Source organism: Mycobacterium sp. Panama NTM2 (genome assembly GCF_054355555.1).
Map to the genome: position 1 here is coordinate 3,890,522 of NZ_CM135953.1, position 25,761 is coordinate 3,916,282.

23 protein-coding genes and 1 pseudogene are annotated in these 25,761 nt (G+C 68.4%); 6 read left to right on the top strand and 18 right to left on the bottom strand.

Going from position 1 to position 25,761, the window contains the following annotated elements; genetic code table 11:
* Positions 1-74: 74 nt before the first annotated feature.
* From ACXYX3_RS18465 to ACXYX3_RS18490, 6 genes are all read right to left on the bottom strand, one after another.
* Complete coding sequence (locus ACXYX3_RS18465) at positions 75-920, bottom strand: hypothetical protein (protein WP_458608532.1); 846 nt, start codon at positions 918-920, stop codon at positions 75-77.
* Positions 920-2,017 (bottom strand): DNA adenine methylase, encoded by a 1,098-nt coding sequence (locus tag ACXYX3_RS18470; RefSeq protein ID WP_458612137.1) that lies wholly within the window; start codon positions 2,015-2,017, stop codon positions 920-922. The genes ACXYX3_RS18465 and ACXYX3_RS18470 overlap by 1 nt, the downstream gene beginning before the upstream one ends.
* A 67-nt stretch (positions 2,018-2,084) precedes the next feature.
* On the bottom strand, positions 2,085-4,565 hold the full coding sequence (locus ACXYX3_RS18475; protein WP_458608534.1) for a hypothetical protein: 2,481 nt from the start codon (positions 4,563-4,565) through the stop codon (positions 2,085-2,087).
* A gap of 40 nt (positions 4,566-4,605) precedes the next feature.
* On the bottom strand, positions 4,606-5,382 hold the full coding sequence (locus tag ACXYX3_RS18480) for a peptidoglycan-binding protein (RefSeq protein ID WP_458608535.1): 777 nt from the start codon (positions 5,380-5,382) through the stop codon (positions 4,606-4,608).
* Positions 5,383-5,720: 338 nt separating this feature from the next.
* Positions 5,721-6,254 carry a hypothetical protein gene (locus tag ACXYX3_RS18485; RefSeq protein WP_458608536.1) on the bottom strand — a complete coding sequence of 178 codons (534 nt, stop codon included), beginning with the start codon at positions 6,252-6,254 and terminating at the stop codon, positions 5,721-5,723.
* Positions 6,255-6,286: 32 nt separating this feature from the next.
* The gene (locus ACXYX3_RS18490) at positions 6,287-6,526 is read right to left on the bottom strand and encodes a hypothetical protein (protein WP_458608538.1); all 240 of its coding nucleotides are present in this window, start codon (positions 6,524-6,526) and stop codon (positions 6,287-6,289) included.
* Positions 6,527-6,695: 169 nt separating this feature from the next.
* Between ACXYX3_RS18490 and ACXYX3_RS18495 the strand changes: the two genes are divergently transcribed.
* The 3 genes and pseudogenes from ACXYX3_RS18495 (at position 6,696) to ACXYX3_RS18505 (ending at position 10,691) form a co-directional block, all read left to right on the top strand.
* On the top strand, positions 6,696-7,856 hold the full coding sequence (locus ACXYX3_RS18495) for an acyl-CoA dehydrogenase family protein (protein WP_458612138.1): 1,161 nt from the start codon (positions 6,696-6,698) through the stop codon (positions 7,854-7,856).
* A gap of 15 nt (positions 7,857-7,871) precedes the next feature.
* Positions 7,872-8,978 (top strand): acyl-CoA dehydrogenase family protein, encoded by a 1,107-nt coding sequence (locus ACXYX3_RS18500; protein WP_458608539.1) that lies wholly within the window; start codon positions 7,872-7,874, stop codon positions 8,976-8,978.
* Between the two features lie 38 nt (positions 8,979-9,016).
* Positions 9,017-10,691: pseudogene (locus ACXYX3_RS18505) on the top strand (NAD-binding protein).
* Here ACXYX3_RS18505 and ACXYX3_RS18510 read toward each other — a convergent pair.
* Genes ACXYX3_RS18510 through ACXYX3_RS18520 form a run of 3 tightly spaced genes read right to left on the bottom strand, consistent with a single transcriptional unit; the run spans position 10,684 to position 12,995 of the window.
* A complete protein-coding gene (locus ACXYX3_RS18510; RefSeq protein ID WP_241207383.1) occupies positions 10,684-11,565 on the bottom strand; it encodes an LLM class flavin-dependent oxidoreductase in 882 nt (293 codons plus the stop codon). The pseudogene ACXYX3_RS18505 and the gene ACXYX3_RS18510 overlap by 8 nt on opposite strands.
* 42 nt (positions 11,566-11,607) lie before the next feature.
* Positions 11,608-12,276, bottom strand: a complete 669-nt coding sequence (locus tag ACXYX3_RS18515) for a sterol desaturase family protein (RefSeq protein ID WP_458608540.1) — start codon at positions 12,274-12,276, stop codon at positions 11,608-11,610.
* Positions 12,273-12,995, bottom strand: coding sequence for a FadR/GntR family transcriptional regulator (locus tag ACXYX3_RS18520; protein ID WP_458608541.1), 723 nt, complete (start codon positions 12,993-12,995; stop codon positions 12,273-12,275). The genes ACXYX3_RS18515 and ACXYX3_RS18520 overlap by 4 nt, the downstream gene beginning before the upstream one ends.
* Positions 12,996-13,131: 136 nt before the next feature.
* Between ACXYX3_RS18520 and ACXYX3_RS18525 the strand changes: the two genes are divergently transcribed.
* Genes ACXYX3_RS18525 through ACXYX3_RS18535 form a run of 3 tightly spaced genes read left to right on the top strand, consistent with a single transcriptional unit; the run spans position 13,132 to position 15,979 of the window.
* Positions 13,132-14,445 carry a sensor histidine kinase gene (locus ACXYX3_RS18525; protein WP_458608542.1) on the top strand — a complete coding sequence of 438 codons (1,314 nt, stop codon included), beginning with the start codon at positions 13,132-13,134 and terminating at the stop codon, positions 14,443-14,445.
* Positions 14,433-15,077 carry a response regulator gene (locus ACXYX3_RS18530; protein WP_458608543.1) on the top strand — a complete coding sequence of 215 codons (645 nt, stop codon included), beginning with the start codon at positions 14,433-14,435 and terminating at the stop codon, positions 15,075-15,077. Before ACXYX3_RS18525 ends, ACXYX3_RS18530 begins: the two co-directional genes overlap by 13 nt.
* Before the next feature lie 20 nt (positions 15,078-15,097).
* The gene (locus ACXYX3_RS18535; RefSeq protein ID WP_458608545.1) at positions 15,098-15,979 is read left to right on the top strand and encodes a DUF4097 family beta strand repeat-containing protein; all 882 of its coding nucleotides are present in this window, start codon (positions 15,098-15,100) and stop codon (positions 15,977-15,979) included.
* A gap of 115 nt (positions 15,980-16,094) precedes the next feature.
* On the opposite strand, the gene ACXYX3_RS18540 is transcribed toward ACXYX3_RS18535, so the two are convergent.
* From ACXYX3_RS18540 to ACXYX3_RS18580, 9 genes are all read right to left on the bottom strand, one after another.
* The gene (locus tag ACXYX3_RS18540) at positions 16,095-17,129 is read right to left on the bottom strand and encodes a nitronate monooxygenase (protein WP_458612139.1); all 1,035 of its coding nucleotides are present in this window, start codon (positions 17,127-17,129) and stop codon (positions 16,095-16,097) included.
* Positions 17,130-17,149: 20 nt separating this feature from the next.
* Positions 17,150-17,626 carry an Rrf2 family transcriptional regulator gene (locus ACXYX3_RS18545; protein WP_241207334.1) on the bottom strand — a complete coding sequence of 159 codons (477 nt, stop codon included), beginning with the start codon at positions 17,624-17,626 and terminating at the stop codon, positions 17,150-17,152.
* Positions 17,627-17,634: 8 nt separating this feature from the next.
* Positions 17,635-18,234: a cysteine hydrolase family protein gene (locus ACXYX3_RS18550; protein ID WP_458608546.1), complete on the bottom strand. Its 600-nt coding sequence runs from the start codon at positions 18,232-18,234 to the stop codon at positions 17,635-17,637.
* A 9-nt stretch (positions 18,235-18,243) separates the two neighbouring features.
* Positions 18,244-18,984: a 3'(2'),5'-bisphosphate nucleotidase CysQ gene (locus ACXYX3_RS18555; protein WP_458608547.1), complete on the bottom strand. Its 741-nt coding sequence runs from the start codon at positions 18,982-18,984 to the stop codon at positions 18,244-18,246.
* Entirely contained in the window at positions 18,981-20,828 is a 1,848-nt protein-coding gene (cysN, locus tag ACXYX3_RS18560) for a sulfate adenylyltransferase subunit CysN (protein WP_458608548.1), read from the bottom strand. Before cysN ends, ACXYX3_RS18555 begins: the two co-directional genes overlap by 4 nt.
* Complete coding sequence (gene cysD, locus ACXYX3_RS18565; protein WP_241207330.1) at positions 20,828-21,757, bottom strand: sulfate adenylyltransferase subunit CysD; 930 nt, start codon at positions 21,755-21,757, stop codon at positions 20,828-20,830. Before cysD ends, cysN begins: the two co-directional genes overlap by 1 nt.
* Positions 21,758-21,916: 159 nt before the next feature.
* The gene (locus ACXYX3_RS18570) at positions 21,917-22,408 is read right to left on the bottom strand and encodes a beta-class carbonic anhydrase (protein WP_241207329.1); all 492 of its coding nucleotides are present in this window, start codon (positions 22,406-22,408) and stop codon (positions 21,917-21,919) included.
* Positions 22,409-22,536: 128 nt separating this feature from the next.
* The gene (locus ACXYX3_RS18575) at positions 22,537-24,447 is read right to left on the bottom strand and encodes a glycosyltransferase family 39 protein (RefSeq protein WP_458608549.1); all 1,911 of its coding nucleotides are present in this window, start codon (positions 24,445-24,447) and stop codon (positions 22,537-22,539) included.
* On the bottom strand, positions 24,444-25,724 hold the full coding sequence (locus ACXYX3_RS18580; RefSeq protein ID WP_458608550.1) for a bifunctional glycosyltransferase family 2/GtrA family protein: 1,281 nt from the start codon (positions 25,722-25,724) through the stop codon (positions 24,444-24,446). Before ACXYX3_RS18580 ends, ACXYX3_RS18575 begins: the two co-directional genes overlap by 4 nt.
* Positions 25,725-25,761 lie beyond the last annotated feature (37 nt).

Sequence of the window (25,761 nt, forward strand, 5' to 3'; positions counted from 1 at the left end):
ATACCGGGTCCACCGGACCGCCTCGACTCCGACAGCGCCGGGCCATGCTGCAGCGCTGACGAGTGAATGCGCGCCTACCCCGCGCCCAGTCCGAGCCGCGTCGCGGCGTCGCGCAGATCGGTGCGGAACTGATCGAGGCTCGCCAACGTGTACATGCCGTCGATGTGGTCATTCGCCCACAAACTGTGGATCTTCTTCAGGTCGGCCTTGCGCCGGTGCCAACCGATTCCGTCGATGACCGCGAACACGAACTGGCGCGGAAGTCGCACCTCGGCCATCTCCTCGATCTCCCGCACCGCGTCGGTGAGCTTGCTGCCGGTGGAGTCGAAGCCCTTGGCCGCGACGACGATCGATGCGTTGTCGGCATCGGGCACGATCAGGTCGGCCGGCGCCGTTCGCCCCTGACGGCCGGAGAATCGGGATCGCTGAGTATGCGGCAAGCCGAGATCGCTTGCTATCGAAGATATTTCGTCTTCGATCCTGCGACCGGACGCCTGTCCCCCTGACGCGGTCGCCCGCGGCCCGGCGCGCGCGATCAACACATCGGCCAGCGTGTACGTGCGGTTGCGCTGCATGCGCAGCAACCGCAGCAGATCGAACTGTTCGTCGAGCATTGCGATGAGCTCCGCCGGGCGCTGTCGCGCCAGCGTCACGAACCCGGCCGTGCCGAACTCGGTGGTGACCGCCGCTTTGAGCTTCTCCTGACCGAGCCCGACGGTCAGCCCCAGCACATGCACTGACTGCGGATTGTGCCGCGCCCACCAGGCCAGAGTCGCTGCGTCGATGTCGGGCAGGTCTTCCAGGCTGGCCACGGCCTCGCTGATCGCCTCGGCTTCCGGCGTCGCCGCCGTCGGATCCACGATCGCGGTCAGCCGTCCCAGCGACGCCACGTAATCGTCGAAGGCGACGGCACTGCTCATCAGTCCCGCCCGATGAACAGGTACTCGCTCACGTCACGCCGGGCGGCCGCCACGTGCGTGCCGAAGCTGTACTTGTGATCGATCGCGATCATCTCGACCGACGGCTTGACCTTGCCCAGTAGGTCGCGGATGCGCGTCGCTCCCGGAATCGCATTCGACGAGTACGACAGCACGATCGCACCCGCGTCGGCGAAATGCTCGAACGACCGGAGCAACGCGTCCTCGATCGTGCGCTTGTAGGCGAACGGCGTGAACCGCTTCTCCAGCTTCTTGGTCTTCGTGTTCTCCATGATCCTGACGTCGCGCCAGTAGACCGACAGACCCTCGAGGAAGTGATAGCGCTTGATGTAGTCGTTGTCGTCGCTGGGCGGCGCGTAGGGCGGGTCGAGATACACCAGATCCGGTGCGTTGTCCGGGATCTCGAACACATCGCCGCGGCGCGCTCGGCTGCGGGCGCCGTTGCTGAACACCGTCGCGTTGTAGTCGAGCGCGCGTTCGCGGAAGTGTTCGCGCAGCGTCAGTTTGAGGTCGCGGCGCCCGTCGGCGTACTTGGTGCCGTCGGTGAACGTGAACACCCCGCGCGGCTGCTTGCGCGCCGCGGACAGGACCAGCGCGGAGATCGCCAGATCGCGCCGATGGCCCCTCAACGTGTCGATGTGCGACCACGCCGAATCGAGGAACCGGCGATCCTCCGGCGTGAAGTAGAGACCGTCGAAGGTGCTCTGGATGAAGTCGCGATCGTCGGCCGGCGGCCCGCAGATCGTGTCGATCAGCTCCTGGTCGAGCCGCACGGACGAGTTCTGCACCGTGGCCGCCGCGATGACCGCCGGGAAGTTGAGGAAATCGTTCGACAGGACCGCGAAGCCCTGCACCTTGAGCAGGTAGGACACCACCCCGGACCCCGAGAAGGCGTCGACGGCGGTTTCCCCGCCGATCTCGGCGAACACGCGTTCCAGGTGCGGCAGCAGTCGATACTTGGACCCCATGTAGCGCAGTCGCGGTAAACGCTGCGCCTTGGCGACGACATCCGCGGAGGACAGGTCGGATCTGCGCGCCACCGACACAGATTCCCACACATCAGCGCGCTTCTCCGGCACGCTCACCGGCGCATGTCCGCGATCTCAGCATTCATCACAGTGCGGGTCACCCTAGCGGCGACCACCGTCAACCCGTGTTGTCGCTGGCGTCCGTTCCCGCGGAGCTCGCGTCCGCGGTCGAGTCCGCCGACGCCGTGGCACCCGTCGTCGGTTCCGAGGTGGCCACCGTCGACGTCGAACCAGCCGTAGTCGTGGGCGCGCTCGAGGTCGACGGGGCGGCCGTCTCAGCCTCGGACGCCTCGACCGTTGCGCTCGGTTCCGGCCCGTCACTGGTCGGCGTGGCCGTCTCCGAGACGGTGGGGACGGCGCTGGTCGACGTGGGGGCAGTCGTCGGCGAGGACGACGACGTCGCTGCCACCGTCGTCGGGGTCGCGAACGTGCCCGGCTGGTCTTCTTCGACGATCGCCTTGATCTCGTCGGTGTAGGCCTCGAGCTGCGGTTGGATGTCGGCGAGCTTCACCTGCCCCGCCTCGATTCGTCCCTGGAACTCAGCAACCCTCGACCACACCTCGTCGATCTTGGCCATCGCCGTCGGCGAGAGCGGCTCGTCGATCGTGATGAACAGCTGCTGCGCGAGCCCGTAGGTCAGGCAGTTGATGCAGTCGTAGTTCAACGCACCCGCCAGGTTCTGCGGGGTGGCGACGTTGTTGTTGGAATCGTCGCCGTCGATGACGAACACCACTTGGTAAGCGACCGCGACGGCGCCGCAATTCCGGCACGAGGCATAGGCTTCCGCGTCGTTGATGTTCTCCGCGTACTCCTCGTCGGTCTGCCACACCAACGCAAACGCCGTGTCATACACAACGGTGTTGTCGGTCGTGTTGACCGCCAGCGCCTGGTTGTCGTCCGGGCCGGGGGTCAGGGGCTTGTCGACAGGGAAGACCCATCCCTTGTCGGCGACCGTCGTGACTGGAGCCGAGCTGCCTGCCGCGCCACCGGAGCGCAGAATGCGTGGAATCAGCACGACCATCAACCGCGGCTGACCCGCCGTCGGCAGCGCACTACGGGTGTCCCACATCGCCCGCATCACGCCGCGCTGCCCGGGCGTCAGCTGGCGCGTCGCGGCCACCGGCCGGGTGGGCGAGGACCGCTGCGGCGGCGGCGGTCCGAGCCGTTGCAGGCCCACGGCGTAGGCGATGTCGCCGATCGTGCCGCGCTCGTAGGGCTGGATGGGCCGGTAGGTCGAGTCCCCCGGCCACCACGCGTAAGCGACGCCGGTGGCCATCGCGGTGCCGGCGAGCAGGGCGAGCATCCGCATGGCGGGCTTCCCCGCGGTGGCCTTCCACGTGCCCAGCGTGGTCTGCCGCACGAACCGGCCCAGCATGTAGAGCACGCCCGCGACCGGAATCAGGATCGCGAGGATGGCCAGCACGCGCGCAGCCACCTGAATGACGTCACCGTCGTCCCACGCTGCGAAGAGCACGTCCCTTTGGGTGCCGAGTGCCGACCACGCCGAGCCGAGCAGTCGGGGCAGAGCGAGCACTGCGCCCACCAAGGCGATCAGCAGCATCGGCACCACGACCATCACCCAGACCGTGACCAGCATGCGCGCCCAAGGCTTGAGCATGTTCGCGTGCGGGTCGCCCCACCGCCAGGGCAGCAGCCCGAGCAGGGTGGGCTTGATCCGCGAGTAGAGGTCGGGAACCCCCGTGAGATCGGCCAGCACGTGGTAACCGTCGAAGCGCACCATCGGCGCGAGTTGCCGCAGCATCTGCAGGATCTGGGTGGCGACCACGAGTAGCAGCGCGTCGTAACGCAGCCACAGCCACAGGCCTGTGATCGCCACGGCGACAATCGCATTGAAGTAGAGCCCGCCGAGATCGGTGCGCACTCGCGCCCGTCGGCCCAGCCGGTAGGTGTCGGTGACGTCCGTGTAGAACGCGGGCCACACCAAATACACCCCGAAGCCCATGGCGCCCGGCGTCGCACCGCCGTAGCGGGCCGCGGCCGCGTGACCGAATTCGTGGAACCCCGCCGACAGGATAGTGACGACGAAGACTACGATCAGCAGGCCGGGCCGCTGGAATGCGTCATAAGCCGCGTGCGCCAATCCTTTTCGGAGAAATACCCACCAGCACACCACCGCGAAGACGACGAGCAGCGGCACGACCATCCATGGTCGGAACAGGAATCGGAACGGGTCGGTCAGCCGACGGGTGCGCTCGGGCTCGGTGATCGCATAACGCAATTTCAAGCCCAGCAGCGGGTTTCGCTTCTTGGTGGCGGGTTGACTGCCGTCGGACAGCACCAGCAGGCCCAGCGGTCGCAGCTGCTTGTCGACCAGATGGCCGATGTTGTCCGCCGAGACATCCCGACCGGTGTCTTCGCACACCGCGGCGGCGAGCTCGTCGAGCGTTCGAGCACCATCGATCGCTAGCAGCGTCGCGTAGAGCAGCGGCGTGAGCTGGATCGTCTGCCCGTCGGCGCGACGGACCAGGGAGGGCGGAACCTTGTAGCCCGATCCCGCCATCTCCCCGATCAGCTCGACCCCGTCGGCGCGTCGCAGTATCTGTTGCGTGGGTACTGACCCCTCGCTCGTCACGGTCACTGTTCGAACCTTTCGCCGTGAGGAGTGTGTACGCGCCTACCTAGGCGGCCGAACTACTGTCGCTCCCTGCAGAACTCGTGCCGGCGCTGGTGCCACTGGAGGTGGCACCCGAGGCGCTGTCGGCGGTTCCGCTGGTGCTGCCCTGGGCGATGCTCGATGTCTGATCGGAGTCGGCCGTCGCATGCACGTCGTTCATGGTCTGCGTGATCGTGGCGTCCTGGATGGACACCGCGTCGGCCGTGGAGTCCCACGAGCCGATGTTCGCGGCAACGCCGGCGTTGATGGGCGCGGCCACGTTGGCGTTGGCCGCCACACCGCCCGCGATCGGTGCGGCGAGATCGGCGTTGAGGTCGACGTTGACGTCGACGTTGAGCAGTGATCCATCGGTGAAGCTTCCGGTCTCGGTGTCGACCGTCGCTCCGGTGTCGGCATCGGTCTCGGCTGTGGGGTCCGCGCCCGCGTCGGCCACCGTGCCGGTCGACGTGTCGCCGGCCTGGTCGATCGCGCTGTCTTGGATCGACGACGCGTCGGCGGTGACGTCGTCCATCGACTGCATGATCACGACGCCACCGTCGGCGGAGTGCGTCACCATGGCGTCTGCGCCGGAACCGTAGGTCAGCACGTTGGCACCCGCACCGGCCTGTATCGGTGCAGCGACATTGAGGTTGGCCGCCGCCGACAGGTCGATCGGCGATGCCGCGTCGATCCCGACATTGATGTCGGCGTTGACATCGATGATCGAGACCACTTCCTTGTCGGGCAGCGCGATGCCGACTTCCGCTTCCAATTCCTCAGGGGTCAATCCCGGATTAGCCATGGTTCCTTCTCCTGCGTTCAGCGCCGTCCCCGCCGCGAGAATGCGGGGTCATCCGTTCGTGTGCTGAGTGCTCTATTGACAGTCATGTCAAACCGATCTTGTAGAAAAATTTTAGAGATTAGCAATTCTACGAATTTGCCGGATAAGAAACCTCGGCCGGTTGATGGTGGGCAAGCAGTTGAGTCCCGGACATCGGAGATTAGCTTTGCCGCCGAAAGTTTTTTGGACTTAAGGGGGCGGGCTCAGATCCGCAGATTAGCTGACGCCAGCCAATGAACGCCGGGGCGGCCGCGCGGTGCGGTCCGCCCCGGCGTTTGCCGAGCTCTGGTGGTGCCGGGCTACGCCCCCAGCTGCTGATCGAGTGCCGCCACCTGGTCCTTGCCGTACTGCGTTGCGAGGTCGGCCGGAACCGGATCGTTGGCCGGGCCGTCGAACTCCACGTCGACCGCGGCGTTCCCCCGGGTGAACATCAGCACGCCGACGGACTGCGACCCGTTGGGCGACAACCCGGTCGCCCACATGGCGCCGGGAGCCACATCGACGGGCTCGGACTTCGGATCGGTGACCACGCCACCCAGGCCGTCACGCCAGGCGTTCATCGCGTCGGTTGCCGCCTGCGGCGACGACAGCACGAGGATCTTCGTCGTGATCCCGCGCGTGCCGTCCCGGTGGTTGAAGACCTGTTCGACGCCCTGCTGGCCGCCGGGGTCGAGCACCGGCGGGACGGGTACGTAGGCCGTCGAGTCGGTGGTCACGTTCGGGTTGACGGGCAGCGTCCCGTAATCCGGTGCGGCTGCGGCTGTTCCGAGACCGAGGGTGAGGACGGCCGACGCGGCGGCCAATCCCCCGAGCGAGATGGCGGGAAGTTTCATGCGTGTCTCCGCGGTGTTCGAGGGTCGTCGGGTCAGCAGGGATAGCACGCGAAACCGCGCCAGCCGTCGCGCCAGGTCCAACCGGGGCCACACCCCATCCAGCCGGTGGACCCGTAGCAGTCGAGCAGCTGCACCGTCGGGCGCTCGGGCGTGGGCGCCGGTGCCGGCGCCGGCGCGGGGTTGGCGAGCTGTGCCGCCGCGGCGGTCGGCGCCCCGAGTAGTGAGCCGACGATCAGGGCCGAGGCCCCGACTGTCCTCGCGAGTCTGCGCATGTCCAATCCCCTCTTCAGACGCTGTGCGAACACCTCGAGAGGTTACGCGTCCGGGTAAGGCTGCAAGCAGTGAATCGCACGCAGAAATGACATCGCCTGCACTGCGCGGAGGGGCTGCCAACCAAGTGGTTAGTCTGCAGGGAGTCCATCGATGGAGCAGGAGGCCGCCATGCAGCTGGCACTGACACCCAGCGAAGCCGAGTTTCGCGACGAGCTTCGCACCTTCTACCGGACGGAGATCCCCGCCGAGATCCGGGAACGCAGTCGCGCCGGCGCCGAGATCAGCAAAGAAGACATCGTCACTTCGCAGAAGATCCTCAACGACCACGGTCTCGCGGTGCCCAGCTGGCCGGTCGAATGGGGCGGTAAGGACTGGACGCCGACCCAGCACCAGATCTGGTTGGACGAGATGCAGTTGGCCTGCGTGCCCGAGCCGCTGACCTTCAACGCCAAGATGGTCGGCCCGGTGATCGCCGAGTTCGGCTCCCAAGCGGTCAAGGAGCGCTTCCTGCCGCCGACGGCCGCCCTCGACATCTGGTGGTGCCAGGGCTTTTCGGAGCCCGAGGCGGGCTCGGACCTGGCCTCGCTACGCACCACGGCGCTGCGCGACGGCGACAGCTACGTGGTCAACGGCCAGAAGACCTGGACCACGCTCGGCCAGTACGCGGACTGGATCTTCTGCCTGGTGCGCACCGATCCGAACGCCCCGAAGAAGCAGGCCGGCATCTCGTTCCTGCTGATCGATCTCGACACCCCCGGCATCACGATGCGCCCCATCAAGCTCGTCGACGGCAGCGTCGAGGTCAACGAGGTGTTCTTCGAAGACGTCCGGGTGCCCGCTGAGAATCTCGTCGGTGAGGAGAACCAGGGCTGGAGCTACGCGAAGTTCCTGCTCGGCAACGAACGCACGGGCATCGCCCAGGTCGGGCGTACCAAAGTGCGCCTCGCAGAGGTCAAGGAGCACGCCAAAGCCAATGGCCTGCTGGAGGATCCGCTGTTCGCGGCGCGGCTCGCGGAGGCCGAGAACGACGTGCTGGCACTGGAATTGACCCAGATGAGGGTGGCCTCGGGCTCGAAAGGCGGCAAGCCCAACCCCGCGTCGTCGGTGCTCAAGCTGCGAGGCAGCCAGCTGCAGCAGGTCGCCACCGAGCTCATGATGGAGGTGGCCGGATCCGACATCCTGCCGTTCGGGAGCGACGCCGACATCGCGTCCCCGCAGTGGGCGCAGCACAGTGCACCGCGCTACCTGAACTACCGCAAGACCTCCATCTACGGCGGCAGCAACGAAGTGCAGCGCACCATCATCTCGTCGACCATCCTCGGACTGTAGAGACAAGGCGAACCCATGGACTTCCAGTTCACCGAAGAACAGACCCTGCTGCGCGACACCACTCGCGAGATGCTCTCGCGTGCGTATGACGTCGAGAGCCGTCTCAAGGTGCTCGACACCGATCAGGGCTGGAGCCGCGACGTGTGGAACCAGCTCGCCGAAACCGGGGTTCTCGGCCTCGGCTTCGACGAGGACGCCGGCGGGCAGCTCGAGATCCACGCGGTGCTCGTCGAAGCCGGCCGCCGGCTGGCACCTGAGCCGATTCTGCACGCAGCGCTGGGTCCGGGCGCGGTGATCGCGGAGGTCGGCAACGACGAGCAACGCGCGCTGCTCGACGAGGTCGCCGGCGGTCAGCGGCTGCTGGCGTTCGCCCACACCGAGCCGGGCATGCGCCGGCCCACCGCGACGGTCAAGACCACCGCCGCGCGCACCGGCGACGGGTGGACGGTCAGTGGCACCAAGAATCCGGTGCTGGCCGGCGACAGCGCCGACACATTGGTGGTCACGGCCGCGCTGCCCGACGCTGGCACGGGGCTGTTCCTGGTGGACGGGTCGGCGGTCTCACGCAAGCCCTACAAGACCTTTGACGGACAGCGCGGCGCCGAGATCGACCTCGACGCCGTTGCCGCCGAGCCGCTCGGTGATGCGGTCGACGCATCGGAAGCCGTCGAGCGTGCACTGGCGCGGTTCTCGTCAGGCCTGTGCTCCGAGGCTCTCGGGGCCATGGAGGAGGCTCTGCGGTTGACCACCGAATACCTCACGCAGCGCAAGCAATTCGGCGTCACGCTGAGCAAGTTCCAGACGCTGACCCAACGCGCCGCCGACATGTACGTCTCGCTGGAGCTCGCCCGCAGCATGGCGCTGTACGCCGCCATGTCGATCGCCGACGGCGACCTCAGCCCGACCATCGCCGCGCGTGCCAAAGTGCAGATCGGCCGGTCCGGCCGTCACATCGCCCAGGAGGCGATCCAGCTGCACGGCGGTATCGGCGTCACCGCCGAGTATCCGGTGGGCCACTACGCCGCTCGGCTGACGGCCATCGAGCAGACACTGGGTTCTGCGCAGGACCACCTGCACACGCTGGTGGGTCAGCTCGGCGACTACGAGGTCGTCACCGTCTAAATCCTGCCGGGTAGCTGCCCATTGCGTACCCTGCTGCAATGGCCGGCAGCCACACCATCGTCAGCGGTGGTGACGCACTGGCGGTGCGCATCGCCGAGGAGCTGCGCAGCGCCGGCGCTGCGGTGACGGTGATCGATCAGCCCGATCAACTCACCCCGGCCGGCGTCGCAACGGCGACCGCCGTCGTGTGTGCCGGGCCTGACGATGCGAAGAATCTGGAGATGGCGCTGCTGGCGCGGCGATTCAGTCCCACCGTGCGGGTCGTGGCCCGCCTGGCGAACACGGTGTTGCGGGAGGCGATGGCGGCGGGCAACGGGCCGGGCGCCGTCCTCGACGTCGCCGACCTCGCCGCGCCGTCGGTCGTGGAGCGGTGCCTTGCCCGCACGACGCACTCGATCGCCGCGGGTGACCTCCGATTCATCGTGTCGGGCACCGCGGTGACCCGCGCGGGCACGTTGCGCGAGATCCACGGTGACCTCGCCCCGGTCGCCGTCGTGCACGGCGAGCACAGTTCCACCCCGGGCGCAGTGGTCGCCTGCCCGGGGCGGGACCTGCACGTCGACGAAGGCGACTGGGTGGCGGTCATCGGCGACACCGGCGAGTTCGACGACCCCGACACCGCGGTCCGCCCCCATCCCCGCCGCTCTGCGATGACCCGAATAGCCAACGCGGCGCGCGCTTTTCGCGAAGACGTCAACCCCAATTTCTATCGCGCCCTCTCGGTGTCGATGAGCCTGCTCATCGGATCGACGCTCCTGCTGTGGTTCGCCTACGACAAGCCCGGGATGAGCTTCGTCGACGCGCTGTACTTCTTCCACCGAAACCATCGCGACGGTGGGATACGGCGACTTCAGCTTCAGCGACCAGCCGACGTGGCTGCGCCTGTTCAGCATCGTGCTGATGTTCGCCGGCATCACCACCACGGCCGTGCTGATGGCCTTCGTCGCCGACCTGCTGCTGTCGCGGCGCCTGGCGTACTCGGCGGGTCGACGCAAGGTCCGCGAATTGGAGCGCCACATGATCGTGGTGGGCCTGGGATCGTTCGGCATCCGGGTGGCCGCCGATCTGAAGGCCGCCGGCCACGACGTCGCGGTCATCGAACTCAACGACGAGAACCGTTATCTGTCCGCGGCTGCCGACCGGGGCATCCCGGTGATCTTCGGTGACGCCACGCTGCCCTCGACGTTGCACGCGGCGCGCATCGACGACGCCAGGGCGGTGGCGGTGCTCACCGACGACGACGTGGTGAACATCGAGACGGCCATCGTCTCCCGCGAGCAGCTCAGGGCCCGCACCGCCGCGCCGGTCGTGCTGCGGGTCTTCGATCGGGCGCTGGGCGCCGCGGTCGCGCACCGGTTCGGTTTCGACACCGTGCTGTCGACCGTCGAGCTGGCGGCACCGTGGTTCATCGGGGCGGCGCTGGGCCTCACCGTGTTCGGCACGTTCTCGGTCGGCCAGGCGTCGTTCATGGTGGGCGGGGTACGGGTGGATCCCGGAAGCGAGCTGGACGGCATCCGGATGGCCGAGCTCTCGACACAGACCCGGGTGATCGCGATCGTCGGCAGCGATGGCGCCCGTGAACTGCACCCGCGGCGCGACTCGCAGCTGCATGCCGGCGACACCGCCTATCTCGTCGGTCCCTACCGAGAGTTGCTCGCGACGCTGAGCAAGGGCCGCGGTCGCGCCTCCACCGACTCCCCGGCATTCAGCTGAGGTCCGACACCACCTCGGCCACCTGGCGCAGCTGATCGATGTCGGTACTGGTCGGGATCAGGTGGATCTCATCGGTGCCGATGTCGGCGAATCGGCCGAGCACGACACGTAATTCGTCCTGGGTGCCGGCCCAGCCCGTCGTCGGGGCCATCGCGTCGACGATCTCGGCCGGTATCCAGTTCATGTACCGCCGCAGGTGGTGATGCACCTGTTCGCGAGGTGCGGTCCCCTCCCCGATCGCGAACCAGAACGAGGTGGCCAGGTGCGGTGCCGGCTTGCCGGCGTCGCGCCATGCGGCGCGCGCGACGTCGAACAGCTCGTTCTGCGCCGCGGTATCGAGATCCAGGCTGATGCCCGCCAGGCCCGAAGCCCAGCCCGCGGCGCTGCGCAAGGTCTTCGGACCCGTTGTGCCCACCAGCAACTCGGGTCCGCCGGACTGTACGGGCGGTGGCCCCACCGGCAGCGTCGCGTCCGTGACGTTCTCCCCTGCCCACACCCGCTGCATAACAGCGACCCGGTCGGCGAGCTGGCGCATCGTCTGGGTCGCGGGGTCGGCGCCGACAGCCCGGTAGTCCTCGTGCCGCCCGCCGACACCGATCCCGACCGTCAATCGCCCGTCGCACAGCAGGTCGCCGGTCGCGAGAGCCTTCGCCAGCATGACGGGGTCGTGCAGCTGCGGGATCACCACCGTGGTCACCAGCCGCACCCGCTCCGTCCACGCGGCCAGGGCACCCAGCAGAGTCAGGCTCTCCGGATTGTCGAACGCTATGCGCTCACCCCAGCACAACGACGAGAACGGCCCGTCGTCGACCAGCCGCGCCCACGCCCGCAGCGTCGCACTGTCCAGGTCGGGCTCCATCACCGGCATCGTCATCCCGATATGCACGCCGCGATTCTGACATGCGGCGGTCAGCACCTAGGTGGGCTGGCCGTGCAGGTTCTTGGCGGTCGGTGACGTCTCGACCGCGGCCGGGGCCGGGCACGTACCCAGCACCCGGTCAGCGGTCCCGGCACTGGTGACGGTGAACCAGTAGTGCTCGTTCTTGAAGTGGTGCTGCCGATGATTACGCCACACTGCCCGGTAGACAGCCGTTTTCGGCTTGTAGTCGCTGTGCACCAGATAGTGGCACCACTCGTAGCACAGCCCCAGCACGGCCAGGAACGTCAGGAACGTCAGACCCAGGGCGGGTCGCGGAAACGCCAGCAGCGCGATCACGATTGCCAACGGAAGCACCCATAGCAGCGCCGGCCACGGGATGAAGATCAACGCGACATCGCGCGGGTCGACGTGGTGTTCGCGGTGCTTGCGCGCCAACAGGGAGTCGATGCGCAGTCCGGCGATGCGGCGGGGCTTCCAGTGCAGGATGCACACGTGGACGACCCATTCGAAGAACGGGAACACGGCGAGCATCACGACGGGCACCACCGCGTCGGTCCACGTCCAATCCCCGAGGTACAGACGCGCGGTGAGTGCGGCGGCCAGCGTCGTGCCGATCATCCACGGAGACGGATGCGCCGCGAATTCGCGTGCGGCGTCGCCGAGGGTGAACTGTCGGCGGGCGGGGCGGACGGGTGCGCTGGTCAAGGCTTCTCCTCCAGGTGTGCCAGAGCGGTGAGCAGGGCTGTGGTCGCCGGTTCGAGCAGACGCCGGGCGTGTGACGACGCCGCACCGGCGTCTCCGGCGATCACGGCGCCGGCCAGGTCTCGGTAGTCGTCGACGCGTTCGACCTCGGCGGTCATCACCGCGGCCAGGGCGGGCAGCACGGGTTCGTACGTGGCGCGCAGCGTGTTGAACATCAGCCGGAACGCGATCGAGTCTGCGCAGTCGACGATGTGATCCCAGAAGTCGAGTGCATGACGTTGCACGGCAACGGGATCGGTTTCCTCGGCCAAGGCGGTCAGAACCTGGTCGAGCCTCTCGCGCGCGTGCGGGCCGCCGCGGCGCGCCGCGAGTTCGGCGACCTTCGGCCCGTTGTGCAGGCGTGTCTCGAGGATGCTGCGCACGACGTCGAGGTCCAGTTCACCGCCGCGCATCAGCAGCGTGGGGAGCAGGTCCAGGCCCGCGGTCCGCCGGAAGTCCCGCACGGTGGTGGCGTCACCCTGGCGCACCTCGACCAGACCCGCGGCCGCCAGGCGCTTGAGCGCCTCCCGGATGGCCGGGCGCGAGACGCCGAGGACCTCGGCGAGCCGCCGCTCGCTGGGCAGAGCTTCCCCCGGCTGCATCTCACCGCTGAGTACGTCCGCGACGATCTGGTCGAAGACGTCCTCGGGCACCGAACGGCGGTTCACGGGGCGCAACACCATGTCCGACACTGTGCCCGCCCAACGGCCAGTTGGTCAAGTGGTCAGACCAATCTACGTTGCGGCGGGGGTTATCCCCCGCCGGACTGGCGGGAAAACGCCGTCCCGCTCCCGTGCCGAGATCCCTAGGTTGGTGACCATGACCGCACCCGCTGAGACGACGATCGAGTCGGCACCCGACATCGCGGCGCCGCCCCCGGTTCCGCGCACGACGACCATCGGCGTGGTGCCGACGGCCTCGATGGTCACCGGCGCGGCGATCGCCACCGTCTGGTTCTGGATTCCGTTGACGCTGTTGATCATCGGCGTCTCCTCGATCCCGAGTGTGATCGGTTTCGTCCTGGCCGCCGTGGTGTTCACGTACCTGATGCGCGGCGTCGAGCGCGTCGAACGGGTGCGCAGCGAAGCGGTGTTCGGCATGGGCATCGGCGTGCCGCCGCGCCGGCTCTCCCCACACACCGGATTCCAACGCTGGGCCCACCAGATCCTGCTCGACCTGGGCAGCGCCCGGTTCTGGAAGGCGGTGGCCCACCACTACCTGCGCATGACCTACGACCTCCTGGCCACGGGTCTGGCAGTCGCCCTGCTGGTGTTCGCCTTCCTCGCACCAGCTGCCGCGATCGCGATCGGCAACAGCGACGCCGATGCCGGCCTGTCGTTCCTCCCTACACCGGTGGCGTTGCTGCTCGCGGTGGTGGCGCTCGTCGCCGCGGGCGCGCTGCTCGTCTACGCCCCTGCGCTCGACGCCACGATCGACCGCTGGCTGCTGACGCCATCGCCGACCGCCCACCTGCAATACCAGGTCAGCGCACTGGCCGATGCACGGCAGGGCGCGGTGACCTCGGCACAGACCGAACGCCACCGCATCGAACGCGACCTCCACGACGGTGTGCAACCTCGCTTGGTGTCCCTGGCCATGACGATCGGGTTGGCCCAGACGAAACTCGACACCGATCTGCCCGCCGCCAAGGCGCTGATCGCCGAGGCCCACGACGAGGCAAAGAGCGCTCTCGTGGAACTGCGCAACGTGGTCCGCGGTATCGCTCCGACGATCCTGGCCGACCGCGGCCTCGACGCGGCGCTGTCGGCGGTGGTGCAGCGCGCAACGACATCCGGGGTGCCGACCACATTGAGTGTCCACCTGCCCCGCCGCCTACCCGACGAGGTCGAGGCGTGCGCCTACTTCGTCGTCGCCGAGGCCCTGACCAACGTCACCCGCCACGCGGGAGCCGGCCAGGCCGCCGTCACGGTCCGCCTGGACGACACCGCACAGCAGTTGCACGTCAGCGTGTTCGACGACGGACGGGGCGGCGCGCAGATCACCGGCGACGAGAACGCCACGGGACTGCGCGGCCTCGACGAGCGGGTGCGCGCGGCGCGCGGCACGTTCACGGTATCCAGCCCGGTCACCGGTCCGACCATCATCACCGCGGTGCTGCCATGCGCATCGTGATATCCGAGGATTCCGCGCTCCTGCGGGCGGGCATCGAACGCATCCTCACCGACGCCGGCCACGACGTGGTGGCCGGGGTGCCCGACGCGACCAACCTGCTGCGCTTGGTCAACGACACCCGGCCGGACCTCGCGATCCTCGACGTCCGGATGCCGCCCACCTTCACCGACGAGGGGATCCGCGCCGCAGCACTGCTGCGCAGCCAGAACCCGGAGTCGCCGGTGCTGGTGCTCTCCCACTACGTCGAGGAGCGATACGCTGCCGACCTGATCGCCTCGGACACTCGCGGCTTCGGTTATCTGCTCAAGGACCGGGTGGCCGATGTCCCGGCCTTCCTCGATGCCGTGGCCGTCGTCGGGGCCGGCGGGACCGTGCTCGATCCAGAAGTGGTGTCGCAGATCCTCCTTCGCTCACACCGTCGCAACATCCTGGATGCGCTGACTCCGCGCGAACGCGAGGTCCTACAGCTGATGGCCGAGGGCAAGACGAACTCGGCGATCGCGACGGCCCTGCACATGTCGGTCGGATCGGCCGAGAAACACATCGCGTCGATCTTCACCAAGCTCGGCCTGGCCCCCGACGACAGCGGCAACCGGCGTGTCCTCGCGGTGCTGCGATATCTCGAATCCTGAACGCGCGAAGGGACTCCCGCATGACCACCATGACAACCACGGTCACCCCACCCACCCCGCCACCGGCGCCGTCACCCGGCGGCCGCACGGCGATCCGCGCCATCCTGGTCGTCGCCGCGACGGCCCTGATCATCGGAACCGTGGCGTCACTGGCCGTCTTCGCCTGGGGCGTGAGCACGTTCCGGGTCGTCAGCGACAGCGCCGCGCTGCCCGCGACCGTGCGCGCGGTGACCGTCGACACGGGCTCCGTTCCGGTCCTCGTGCGTATCACCACCGATCGCGAGGCCCGCACGCCACGCGTCGACATGACGATGGTCAATTCCATACGCGCCGGCGCGGATCCGTTGTCCGTGGCCGCCGACGGCGCGTCGGCGCGCGTGACCATCGACGCCGAACCGACTGCCCTTTTGAACTGGGGGCGCGCCTCGCGGATCACGGTGGTGTTACCCGGGGATCAGGCCCGTCGGACCACGGTGACCACCGACCAGGACACCGGTGTGGTGATGCTCGAGGCCGACATCGACCGGCTGGTGGCCCGCACCCGCGACGGCGCGGTGGTTCTCGGCGGCGCCGCGCGCGACGTCGAGATCACCGCACAGAACGGCGACATCGACACCCGTGACACGATCTCGGTGACCGGGACGTTTCGGGCCACCACGGCGACCGGCGACATCGACGTCGACTTCTCCGGCGCTCCCACGACACTGGACGCCCGGACCGAGAACGGCGACGTGACGATCGCACTGCCCCTGCCCGGACCGTACGTCGTCGACGCGACGACGGGCCAATCGTGGGGTTCCACGGTGGTGCGCGTACCGCAGACCCGGGATCCCCGTGCCGCCGCGTCGGTGGTGAGTGTGCGCTCGGAGACCGGCGACGTCACCGTGGAACAGCTCGACTAGCCGGCCGCAGCGCAGCGCCCCCGCATGCTCGAGCGGACCACCCTCAGCGACATTGTCGGCGCCCGATGAGCACACCTCACCATCGGCCGACAATGTCGCTCGGGGTGGGCCGATGTCAGCCTTGGCCGCCTTGTTCGGATGTCAACTTCTCGATGATCGCGGCAGCTGGAGCGGGCTCGGCCAGCCGGAACCCGGTGCCGGCCCAGATGTTGGTGCCGTGGGGATCGCCCGCCCGCACAGCCGCCGCCCGCAGCGGGCTCGTCAGATAGTGCACCTGCGGGTAGGCCAGCGGCGCCTGCGCGTCATGGTGGTCGACGAAGCGATTGCGCAGGCCGCGCGCATAGCGCCCCGAGAATGCCTTCGTGACAACGGTTTCGCTCATTTCGGGACTCACCAGCGCGGCCCGGTGCACCGGACTGCTGCCGGCTTCGTCAGCCAGCAGGAAGGCCGTGCCCAGCTGCGCGGCGACCGCCCCGCCGCGGCGTACCCGCGCCACGTCTGCCGCGGTCATCAGGCCGCCGGCGGCCACCACCGGAAGGTCGAGGGCGGCCGTGATCGCGGCCAGCAGATCGTCGAGCGGCTGCTCGGCCGGACGCGCCTGCGCGTCGAAGGTTCCGCGATGCCCACCTGCGGCAGGCCCCTGCGCGACCAGGACGTCGACGCCCCGGTCCGCTGCCTCGTGGGCCTCCGCGAGCGTGGTGATCGTGCCCGCGACGGTGACGCCGGCGGATCGGAGTCGCGTAACGTCATCGGCCGTCGGGAGCCCGAACGTGAAGGACGCCACCGCCGGTCGCAGATCCAGCAGGACGTCGAGTTTCCCCTGCCACGCGTCGTCGTCGATGCGAGGCGCACCGACGGAGGCGCCGTAGCGCTGTGCGTCCGGCACCAGCTGCGCGGCGTACCGTTCGATGCGCTCCTGATCACCGGTGTCCGGACCCGGCACGAACAGGTTCGCACCGATCGGGCCGGACGCCGAGCGCATCGCCGCGCCCAATTTGTCAGCGAACACGTCGGCGCTGAGATAGCCGGCCGCGACGAAACCCAGCCCGCCGGCATTCGTGCCGGCCGCGGCGAGTTCGGGTGTCGAGGGTCCACCCGCCATCGGGGCGACCGACACCGGTGCGGTGAGATCACGAAAGTCGAACACGATGGGTAGCCTTTCCCGCGCGATCAGGTGACGGATCGCCCGCGCTGTTCTTCCTGGGTGCGGTAGTCGTCCGCCAGCGTGCGCACGTGCTTCGGCAGGGCACCGGCTGCCACATCGGCAAGGCTCGTGGTCTCCAGAACCGAACGCATACTGGCGCGCAACGCTCGCCACACATCAGTCAGCGCGGCGGTCGGTCCGCTGTAGGGCAGGTCACCGAGCCCGATGTCACGGACGCTGGCCAACGGCCCGTCGATACACCGCAGCACGTCGGCGATGCTGATCTCGGTGGCGCACCGAGCGAGTTCGTATCCGCCGTCGCGACCACGATGGCTGCGAACCAGCCGGTCGGTGCGCAGGTCCGACAGGATGTCGACCAGGAATTGCGCCGGAATGCCCTGTGCCCTCGCCAGATCCTCGGTCTTGACGAGCGCGCCGTCGTCGGCGGTGGCCAGTTCGACCATCGCGCGGATCGCGTACTCCGCCTTCGCCGACATTCGCATGCGCAGGCCTACCCGGGGATGTCGGCGGCGCGGGCCACGACCACGGCGAACAGGTCGGCGACCGCGGCCAGGCTCGCGGCCTGAAGCGCCGAAGCGGGCACGGGCTCTCCCCCGACCCCCGGTAGCGGGCGCGTCGCGGTCGCGGCGGCGACCACGGTCGGCGCATAGCCGAGGTTGAACGCGCCCCGCGCTGTCGAGTTCACGCACATGTGCGTCATGAACCCCGCCAGCACGAGATTCTGCACGCCCAGGGACGTGAGCCTGTCCTGCAGGTCGGTCTGCACGAAGGCGTTCGGATAGTTCTTCACCACAACCGGTTCGGTGTCGAGGGGGGCGACCCGGTCGACGATCGCGCCGGTGTGGCCACCGATGTCGTACAGCGAACCGGGGCCGTCGTCGTGCTGCACGTGGATGACCGGCGCACCGGCCGATCGAGCGAGGTCCAGCAGTACCGCCGCCTCGTCGAGAGCATCCTGCACCCCGTCGAGCTCCAACATCCCTTCGGTGTAGGTGTTCTGGCAGTCGATCAGCACCAGCACCGAATCGCCGAGCCGGGCCGGTGTGAGCGGCAGTCCCGACAGCGCGCGCAGAGTATTGGGTTCGGCCACCTCCGCAGCCTACCGTCGGGCCGTCACCGCCAGCACCGCATCGGCCAGCTCGGGCCGGCAGACGATGAGGTCGGGCAGCTTGGAGTCGCGCTGGTTGTAGACCAGCGGGGAGCCGTCGATGCGGGAGGTGTGCAGTCCGGCCGCGCGGGCCACCGCGACCGGCGCGGCCGAATCCCATTCGTACTGACCACCGGCGTGCACGTAGACATCGGATAAACCCTGCACCACGGACGCCACTTTCGCTCCGGCCGAACCCATTTCGACGAGCGTACCCTCGAGCGCATCCTTGACCTCCAAGGCGATCGCCGGCGGCCGGGTGCGGGAGACGACGATTCTCGGCGCACCGGGCTGCGCAGGCGGCACGGGCACCGTGGGAGTGGCCAGCGTGACGCCCTGCGCGGGCAGCGCGACGGCGCCGGCGACGAGTTCGCCTGCCTGCCACAGCGCTACGTGTACGGCCCAGTCGGACCGCCCTGCCTCGGAGAACTCGCGCGTGCCGTCCAATGGATCCACGATCCAGACCCGTTCGGCGGACAGCCGAACCGGATCGTCGATGCCCTCTTCGGACAGCACCGCGTCACCCGGCCGCGCCGATGCCAGGGCCTCCATCAGGAAGTCGTGGGACCGCTTGTCCCCTGCCGCTTTCCGCTCCGCCGCGTCCGCGTCGGCGAACTCGGCGCGTACGTCGAGCAGCAGCACACCGGCTTCCGTGGCGAGTCGCGCGGCGACCTCGTGATCGGATTCGGTCATGGCCTGCTCTCCAGCATCTCGATCACCCTGTCGGCGAGTCCGTCGAGGGGTAGATCCGGTGTCAGCTGCAAGTCGGGATCCTTCGGTCGCTGATAGGGGCTGTCGATACCGGTGAAGTGGGTGATCTCGCCGGCACGGGCCTTCGCGTACAGGCCTTTCGGATCGCGGCGTTCGCAATCCTCGAGCGGGGTGTCCATGAAGACCTCGAAGAAGTCCAGACCGGCCGCCGTCGTCACCTGCCGGGCCAACTCGCGATGCTCCTCGAGCGGACTGATCGCAGGCACCAGCACCACCTGGCCGGAGTCGGCGAGGATCGCCGCGATGTGGGCGAGCCGGCGCTGGTTCTCGGCGCGGTCGGCCATCGAGAATCCGAGGTCGGCGTTGAGCCCGTGCCGCAGGTTGTCTCCATCGAGAACATAGGCAGGCACGCCCTTTTCGAGCAGCTTCTGCTCCACCAGCATCGCCACCGACGACTTGCCCGAACCCGACAGACCGGTGAACCACACCGTGCGCCCCTTGGACAGCCGGTCCTCGGAGGTGCACAGCGACTGGTGCCGCACGGTGTTGGGGCTCGACGTCCGCGCCGTCACGTAGGGCAGGATCATCCCCGCGGCGACCGTACCGTTGGTGTTCGGGTCGATCAGGATGAACGATCCCGTCGCAGCATTGCGGCTGTACTCATCGAGGAGCAGAGGCACCTGGCTACGCAGCGACACCCGGCCCAGCTCGTTGAGTTTCAGCGCGGTGGCCGTCTTGTCGCGGTGCAACGTGTTGACATCGAGCCGGTAGTCCAGCGCCGTCACCCTGACGCGGGTGGTGCGCGTCGTGTGCTTGATCAGGTAGTCCCGACCCGGCTCCAGTGAGGCTTCGTCGGCCATCCAGCACACCGTGGCGTCGAACTCCTGCGTCACCCGGGGCTGGTTGTTGGGCCGGGCGATCAGGTCACCGCGGCTGATGTCGATGTCGTCGGCCAGGCTCACCGAGACGGCCATCGGCGGAAACGCTTCCTGCACAGGGCCACCCGGGCCCTCGATGGCCGTGATGCGGGAGGTCTTGCCCGTGGGCAGCACCACGATCTCGTCGCCCGGACGCATGACGCCGCTGGCGACGGTGCCGGCGTAGCTGCGGTGATCGGCGTGCTCGCGGGTCTGCGGCCGGATCACGTACTGCACCGGGAAGCGCACATCGACCAGGTTGCGATCGCCCGCGATGTACACGTCCTCGAGATGGCTCAGCAGCGACGGCCCGTCGTACCACGGCGTGACATCGGATTTGGTGACGACGTTGTCTCCGTTGAGCGCCGAGAGCGGGATCGTGGTGACGTCCTGGACGTCGAGACGCGCGGCGAATTCGTAGAAGTCGTCCCGGATCTCGTCGAACCGCTCCTGACTCCAGCCGACCAGATCCATCTTGTTGACCGCGAGCACGATGTGCCGGATCCCCAGCAGCGAGGCCAGGAACGCGTGGCGGCGGGACTGCTCGAGCAGACCGTGCCGGGCGTCGACGAGCACGATCGCCAGCTGCGCGGTGGAGGTGCCGGTCACCATGTTGCGGGTGTACTGGATGTGACCCGGGGTGTCGGCGATGATGAATTTGCGCTTGGCGGTGGCGAAATAGCGGTAGGCCACATCGATCGTGATGCCCTGCTCACGCTCGGCGCGCAGGCCGTCGGTGACCAGAGCCAGGTCGGTGTAGTCGTTCCCGCGTTCCTTGGAGGTGCGCTCGACGGCGGCGAGCTGATCCTCCATCACGGCCTTGCTGTCGTAGAGCAGCCGACCGATCAGCGTGGACTTTCCGTCGTCGACCGAACCGGCGGTCGCGATGCGCAGCAGTGTCGTCGCCATCAGAAGTACCCCTCACGCTTGCGGTCTTCCATCCCCGCCTCGGAGATCCGGTCATCGGCTCGCGTCGCGCCCCGCTCGGTCAAACGCGACACCGCGGTCTCGGCGATCACCTCGGACACCGTCGCCGCCGTCGACTCGACACAGCCGGTGCAGGTGACGTCGCCGACGGTGCGGAACCGCACGGTCTTCTCGATCACCGGCTCGTCCTTGCGCGGTTGCATGAACTTGTGTACCGCCAGCAGCATGCCGTCGCGTTCGAACACCTTGCGCTCATGCGCGTAGTAGATCGACGGCAGCTTGATCTTCTCGGCACCGATGTAGGACCAGATGTCGAACTCGGTCCAATTCGACAGCGGAAAGGCCCGGATGTGCTCACCCTTGCGGTGCCGGCCGTTGTACAGGTTCCACAGCTCGGGGCGCTGGTTCTTCGGGTCCCACTGGCCGAACTCGTCGCGGAAGCTGAACACGCGCTCCTTGGCGCGCGCCTTCTCCTCGTCGCGGCGCGCCCCACCGAATGCGGCATCGAACTTGTTCTCCCGGATGGCCCGCAGCAGCGTGAACGTCTGCATCGGGTTGCGCGAGGGAATCGTCTCGACCACGCGGCCCGCGTCGATGTCCTCTTGAACACTGGCCACCACCAGGCGCACGCCCGACTGGGCGACCAGCTCGTCGCGTGCGGCCAGGACCTCGTCGAAGTTGTGGCCCGTGTCGACGTGCATCACCGGGAATGGCAGTCGGCCGGGCGCGAACGCCTTGAGCGCCAGGTGCAGCATCACGATCGAGTCCTTGCCGCCGGAGAACAGCAGCACCGGCCGCTCGAACTCGGCGGCCACCTCCCTGATGATGTGGATGGCTTCAGCTTCGAGCGCACGCAGGTGGCTCAGCTCGTAGCGACCCGCGTTGACCGCGGTGTCTTCGGTCGTCGTCATCGTTTCCCTGCAAAGTTGGTAGATTTGACCAGAATTACGATCATCATCGGGCAATGTAATCGCTGGGCCTGCAGGTGTCAACGGTTCGGGGGCGCCGAGCGTGGGGGTTGTGCACGCGACACGGGCGGCGGGCGTGCACAACCCCCACAGTCGAGGCGGCTACAACGTGACTTCGGTGAGCCTGCCGGTCGCGACATCGAAGACGAAGCCGCGCAGAGACTCGTGCTGTGTGACGAACGGGCTCGCTTCGATGCGGCGCAGCGACTGGCGGACGTCCTCGTCGAGATCGCCGAACGATTCGGCGGCCCATTCCGGCTTGATCCCGGTCTCCTCCTGGATATCGCGCTTGAACTCGTCGTCGGTGAATGTCAGCATGCCGCAGTCGGTGTGGTGGATGAGGATGATCTCTCGAGTGCCCAGCAGGCGCTGACTGATCGCCAGGGAGCGGATCTCGTCGTCGGTGACGACGCCGCCGGCGTTGCGGATGACGTGCGCCTCGCCATCGGAGAGCCCGAGGATCCGATACACGTTCAGCCGCGCATCCATGCAGGCGACAACGGCGACATGCCTGCTGGGCGGCAGCGGCAACGGCCCGGAGAACGTCTTCGCGAACTCCTCGTTGTTCCTCAGGTACTCGTCTGTCACCGACATGGCGCGACCGTAGAGATGCGGCTGCACAGCGTCACCGTTAAGAATCAGCCCGCGCGCAACCGTTCCGAGCGTGGGGGTTGTGCACGCATCGCCACAGCAAGTCGTGCACAACACCCACGCTCGGCTGACTAATGCGCGAGGTCGTAGACCGTCGCGCCGCCCACGTCGCGCGGGGTGAAGGTCTTCTTCACCCAGGCGGTGATCTCCGCGGCGGAACCGCTGTCCCGGTGGCGACCGGGGCCGCCGTCGCCGCCGGCGATGAAGTAACGCACCTGACCGTCGTCGACGTACTGCTGGAATTGCGCCAGCGTCGGCGACGGGTCACTGCCCATGAAGCCGCCGATCGCCATCACCGAGGTGCCGGTGCTCAACTCCAGGCTGCTCGCCGTCATCGAGCCGACACTCGCTGCGGCCCAACGGTTGTCGGTTGCTTTCACCAGGTTCTGCAGCGCGACGTTGTCCGATGCGCGCACGAACCCCGGACCGCCGGGACCGCCGGGCCCACCCGGCCCGCCGGGCATGTCGCCGAAACTGCCGAAGTCGGCGTGCGCAGCTGCCGGGCCGGCCATGGCGCCCGGCCCGCTGGCGGGACGGGCCGCCGTCTCGATCGCGTATGCCGCGGGGGCCGCAGCCCCCAGGATGAGCGCGGCGCCAGCCACTGCCGCCGCGAGCCTGCCCCACCGCTGCACACCCGCCACCAGCAGCACAGCCACCGCGAGCGAACCGACGAGCACCACCCAGCGCAGCCACGGCTGCCACCCCGGCGCGCGGCCGAGAAGCGCGAACGCCCACACCCCGGTGCCCGCCGACATCACCGCCAGCACCGCCCGCGCCGCCCAGAACTGCCGGGCGCGCCACAGCTCAGCCGCGCTGATCCCGATCAGAGCGGCAACCGCCGGCGCCAGCGCCAGCGTGTAGTACGGGTGGATGATGCCGTCCATGAAGCTGAACACGGCGGCGGTGACCAGCAGCCAGCCGCCCCACAGCAAGAGACTGGCTCGCAGTGGCGACGTCCGCTGCGCGCGGCGCGTGGACCACAGGACCGCCACCAGCCCGATCAGCGCCGCGGGCAGCAGCCAGGACACCTCGGCACCGAACGACGCGCCGAACATCCGGCCGATGCCGGGGGTACCGCCGAAGAACACGTGCGCCCCGCCGCCCGGACCGTCACCCATGCCCGGGCCCCCGCCCCCGGGACCCTCGCCCCGACCGGCGATGCGCTGAATTCCGTTGTAGCCCAGAGCGAGCTGCAGCAGAGAGTTGTCGGTCGACCCGCCGATGTAGGGCCGCGAATCCGCCGGCCACAGGCTGACCAGCGCTAGGAACGGTCCCGCGGTCGCCACCATCGCGACGCCACCGGCCAGCAACGCCCGGACCCGCGGCCAGAACGCGATCGGCGCCGCGACCAGGAACGCGAGCGCCAACCCGGGCACCACGAGGAACGCCTGCAGCATCTTGGTCAGAAAGGCCGCGCCCAGGACCACTCCTGCGCCGACCATCCAGCGGGTACGTCCGGTCTCGATGGCGCGCACCGTCAGATAACCCGCCACCACCAGCAGCAGCACCAGCAGCGCATCGGGGTTGTTGTAGCGGAACATCGACGCCGCCACCGGCATGACGGCGAGCGCGGCGCCGGCGATCAGACCGGCGCCCGGCCCGCTGACCCGGCGCACCGCCGCGTAGAGCACGCCCACCGATGCCACGCCCATCAGCGCCTGCGGCAGCAGCATCGTGAACGGGCTGAAGCCGAACAGCCGGCCGGACAACGCCATGAACCAGATCGACACCGGCGGCTTGTCCACGGTGATCGCGTTGCCGGAATCGAGGGATGCGAACAGCCAAGCCTTCCAGCTCTGGGTGCCGGCCTGCGCGGCCGCGGCATAGAAATCGTTGGCCCAGCCACTCGAACCCAGACCCCACAGGTACAGCACCGCGGTGGCGGCCAGCAGGGCGGCGAGCGCGAACCGGTGCCAGCGCGCCGCCGGGTCACGCGCGGGCACGGGTGCGGTGGTGACCGAGGAATCGGCAGTGAGGGTCATCGGGCGACTCCTTCGGTGGCGGTGCGGCGCGGATGGAACACCCAGCCGCGCAACAGGACGAAGCGGACCACGGTGGCGAGCAGGTTGGCGCCGATCAGCACCGCCAGTTCGACCATGCGGTGCGGTGCCGCGGAGGTGGCGTGCAGCAGGCTCAGCGATCCGCTGGTGATGCCGAGCGCGACCCCGAAGACGATGAGTCCTTCGAGATGGTGCTGAGCGAGCCGGGACTGACCGCGGACACCGAAGGTGAAGCGGCGGTTGGCCGCGGTGTTGCCGATCGCGGTGAGCAACAGAGCCAAGAGGTTCGCCCACTGGGCGCCGACGCTGCCCCGCAACAGCATGAACAGCACGATGTAGGCGATCGTCGACGCGACCCCGATCGCTCCGAATCGCACCACTTGCCGCAGCAGCGAGCTGGGCGCTGCCGGCTGCTGGGACGGACTCAGCTGGGCAGCGATCATGTTCACCGGGATCGCGCCGCTGGCGAATCCGCGCAGCAGCCGCCCGATGCCGCGCAGATCGGCTGCTGCCGTCGCGACGATGTCGACGCGGCTGTCGGGATCGTCGACCCAGTCGACGGGGACCTCGTGGATGCGCAGTCCGCTGCGTTCGGCGAGCACCAGCAGCTCGGTGTCGAAGAACCACCCGGTGTCTTCGATGTAGGGCAGCAGGCGGGCCGCGACATCCGCGCGGATCGCCTTGAATCCGCACTGTGCGTCGGAGAACCGCGCGGACAGTGTGGATTTGAGGATGAGGTTGTAGCAGCGGGAGATGATTTCCCGCTTCGGTCCGCGGGTGACGTGTGCGCCGCGCGCCAGCCGGGTGCCGATCGCGAGGTCCGAGTGGCCGGAGATCAACGGCGCCACCAAGGGGCCGAGCGCGGCCAGGTCGGTGGACAGGTCGACGTCGGTGTAGACGAGCACCGCCGCGTCGGAGGTCGACCAGACGTGGTGCAGTGCGCGTCCGCGCCCCTTCTCCTCCAGACGGACCATGCGGACCCCGTCCAACTCGGCGGCCAGTTCCGCAGCGATACGCGGGGTGTCATCGGTGCTGGCGTTGTCGGCGATCGTGATGCGAGCCGGAAAAGGCACCGCATCGCTGAGATACCGGTGCAGCCGATACACCGAGTCGGCCAGGACGGCCTGCTCGTTGTAGACGGGAACGACGACGTCGAGGACCGGCGCCCCGGTGACCCGGGCAGTGCGGGCTGCGTGGGGTCGACGTTCGACAGGGGTTCGGCCACAGCGTGTCTCGGCCACGGTGTCGGTAGGTGTCATGGTGTCCATGTTCTGTCGCTTCTGTGTGCTCATCGTT

What these genes read in the sequence shown, in the direction of transcription:
- ACXYX3_RS18525 (WP_458608542.1), top strand. Translation starts at nt 13,132, where the DNA reads ATGACCGCACCCGCTGAGACGACGATCGAGTCGGCACCCGACATCGCG.
- ACXYX3_RS18485 (WP_458608536.1), bottom strand. Translation starts at nt 6,254, where the DNA reads ATGAAACTTCCCGCCATCTCGCTCGGGGGATTGGCCGCCGCGTCGGCC.
- ACXYX3_RS18465 (WP_458608532.1), bottom strand. Translation starts at nt 920, where the DNA reads ATGAGCAGTGCCGTCGCCTTCGACGATTACGTGGCGTCGCTGGGACGG.
- ACXYX3_RS18535 (WP_458608545.1), top strand. Translation starts at nt 15,098, where the DNA reads ATGACCACCATGACAACCACGGTCACCCCACCCACCCCGCCACCGGCG.
- ACXYX3_RS18520 (WP_458608541.1), bottom strand. Translation starts at nt 12,995, where the DNA reads ATGGTGTTGCGCCCCGTGAACCGCCGTTCGGTGCCCGAGGACGTCTTC.
- ACXYX3_RS18555 (WP_458608547.1), bottom strand. Translation starts at nt 18,984, where the DNA reads ATGACCGAATCCGATCACGAGGTCGCCGCGCGACTCGCCACGGAAGCC.
- ACXYX3_RS18575 (WP_458608549.1), bottom strand. Translation starts at nt 24,447, where the DNA reads ATGACCCTCACTGCCGATTCCTCGGTCACCACCGCACCCGTGCCCGCG.
- ACXYX3_RS18510 (WP_241207383.1), bottom strand. Translation starts at nt 11,565, where the DNA reads ATGACGATGCCGGTGATGGAGCCCGACCTGGACAGTGCGACGCTGCGG.
- ACXYX3_RS18530 (WP_458608543.1), top strand. Translation starts at nt 14,433, where the DNA reads ATGCGCATCGTGATATCCGAGGATTCCGCGCTCCTGCGGGCGGGCATC.
- ACXYX3_RS18480 (WP_458608535.1), bottom strand. Translation starts at nt 5,382, where the DNA reads ATGGCTAATCCGGGATTGACCCCTGAGGAATTGGAAGCGGAAGTCGGC.
- ACXYX3_RS18570 (WP_241207329.1), bottom strand. Translation starts at nt 22,408, where the DNA reads ATGTCGGTGACAGACGAGTACCTGAGGAACAACGAGGAGTTCGCGAAG.
- ACXYX3_RS18545 (WP_241207334.1), bottom strand. Translation starts at nt 17,626, where the DNA reads ATGCGAATGTCGGCGAAGGCGGAGTACGCGATCCGCGCGATGGTCGAA.
- ACXYX3_RS18490 (WP_458608538.1), bottom strand. Translation starts at nt 6,526, where the DNA reads ATGCGCAGACTCGCGAGGACAGTCGGGGCCTCGGCCCTGATCGTCGGC.
- ACXYX3_RS18500 (WP_458608539.1), top strand. Translation starts at nt 7,872, where the DNA reads ATGGACTTCCAGTTCACCGAAGAACAGACCCTGCTGCGCGACACCACT.
- cysN (WP_458608548.1), bottom strand. Translation starts at nt 20,828, where the DNA reads ATGGCGACGACACTGCTGCGCATCGCGACCGCCGGTTCGGTCGACGAC.
- ACXYX3_RS18495 (WP_458612138.1), top strand. Translation starts at nt 6,696, where the DNA reads ATGCAGCTGGCACTGACACCCAGCGAAGCCGAGTTTCGCGACGAGCTT.
- ACXYX3_RS18580 (WP_458608550.1), bottom strand. Translation starts at nt 25,724, where the DNA reads ATGACACCTACCGACACCGTGGCCGAGACACGCTGTGGCCGAACCCCT.
- cysD (WP_241207330.1), bottom strand. Translation starts at nt 21,757, where the DNA reads ATGACGACGACCGAAGACACCGCGGTCAACGCGGGTCGCTACGAGCTG.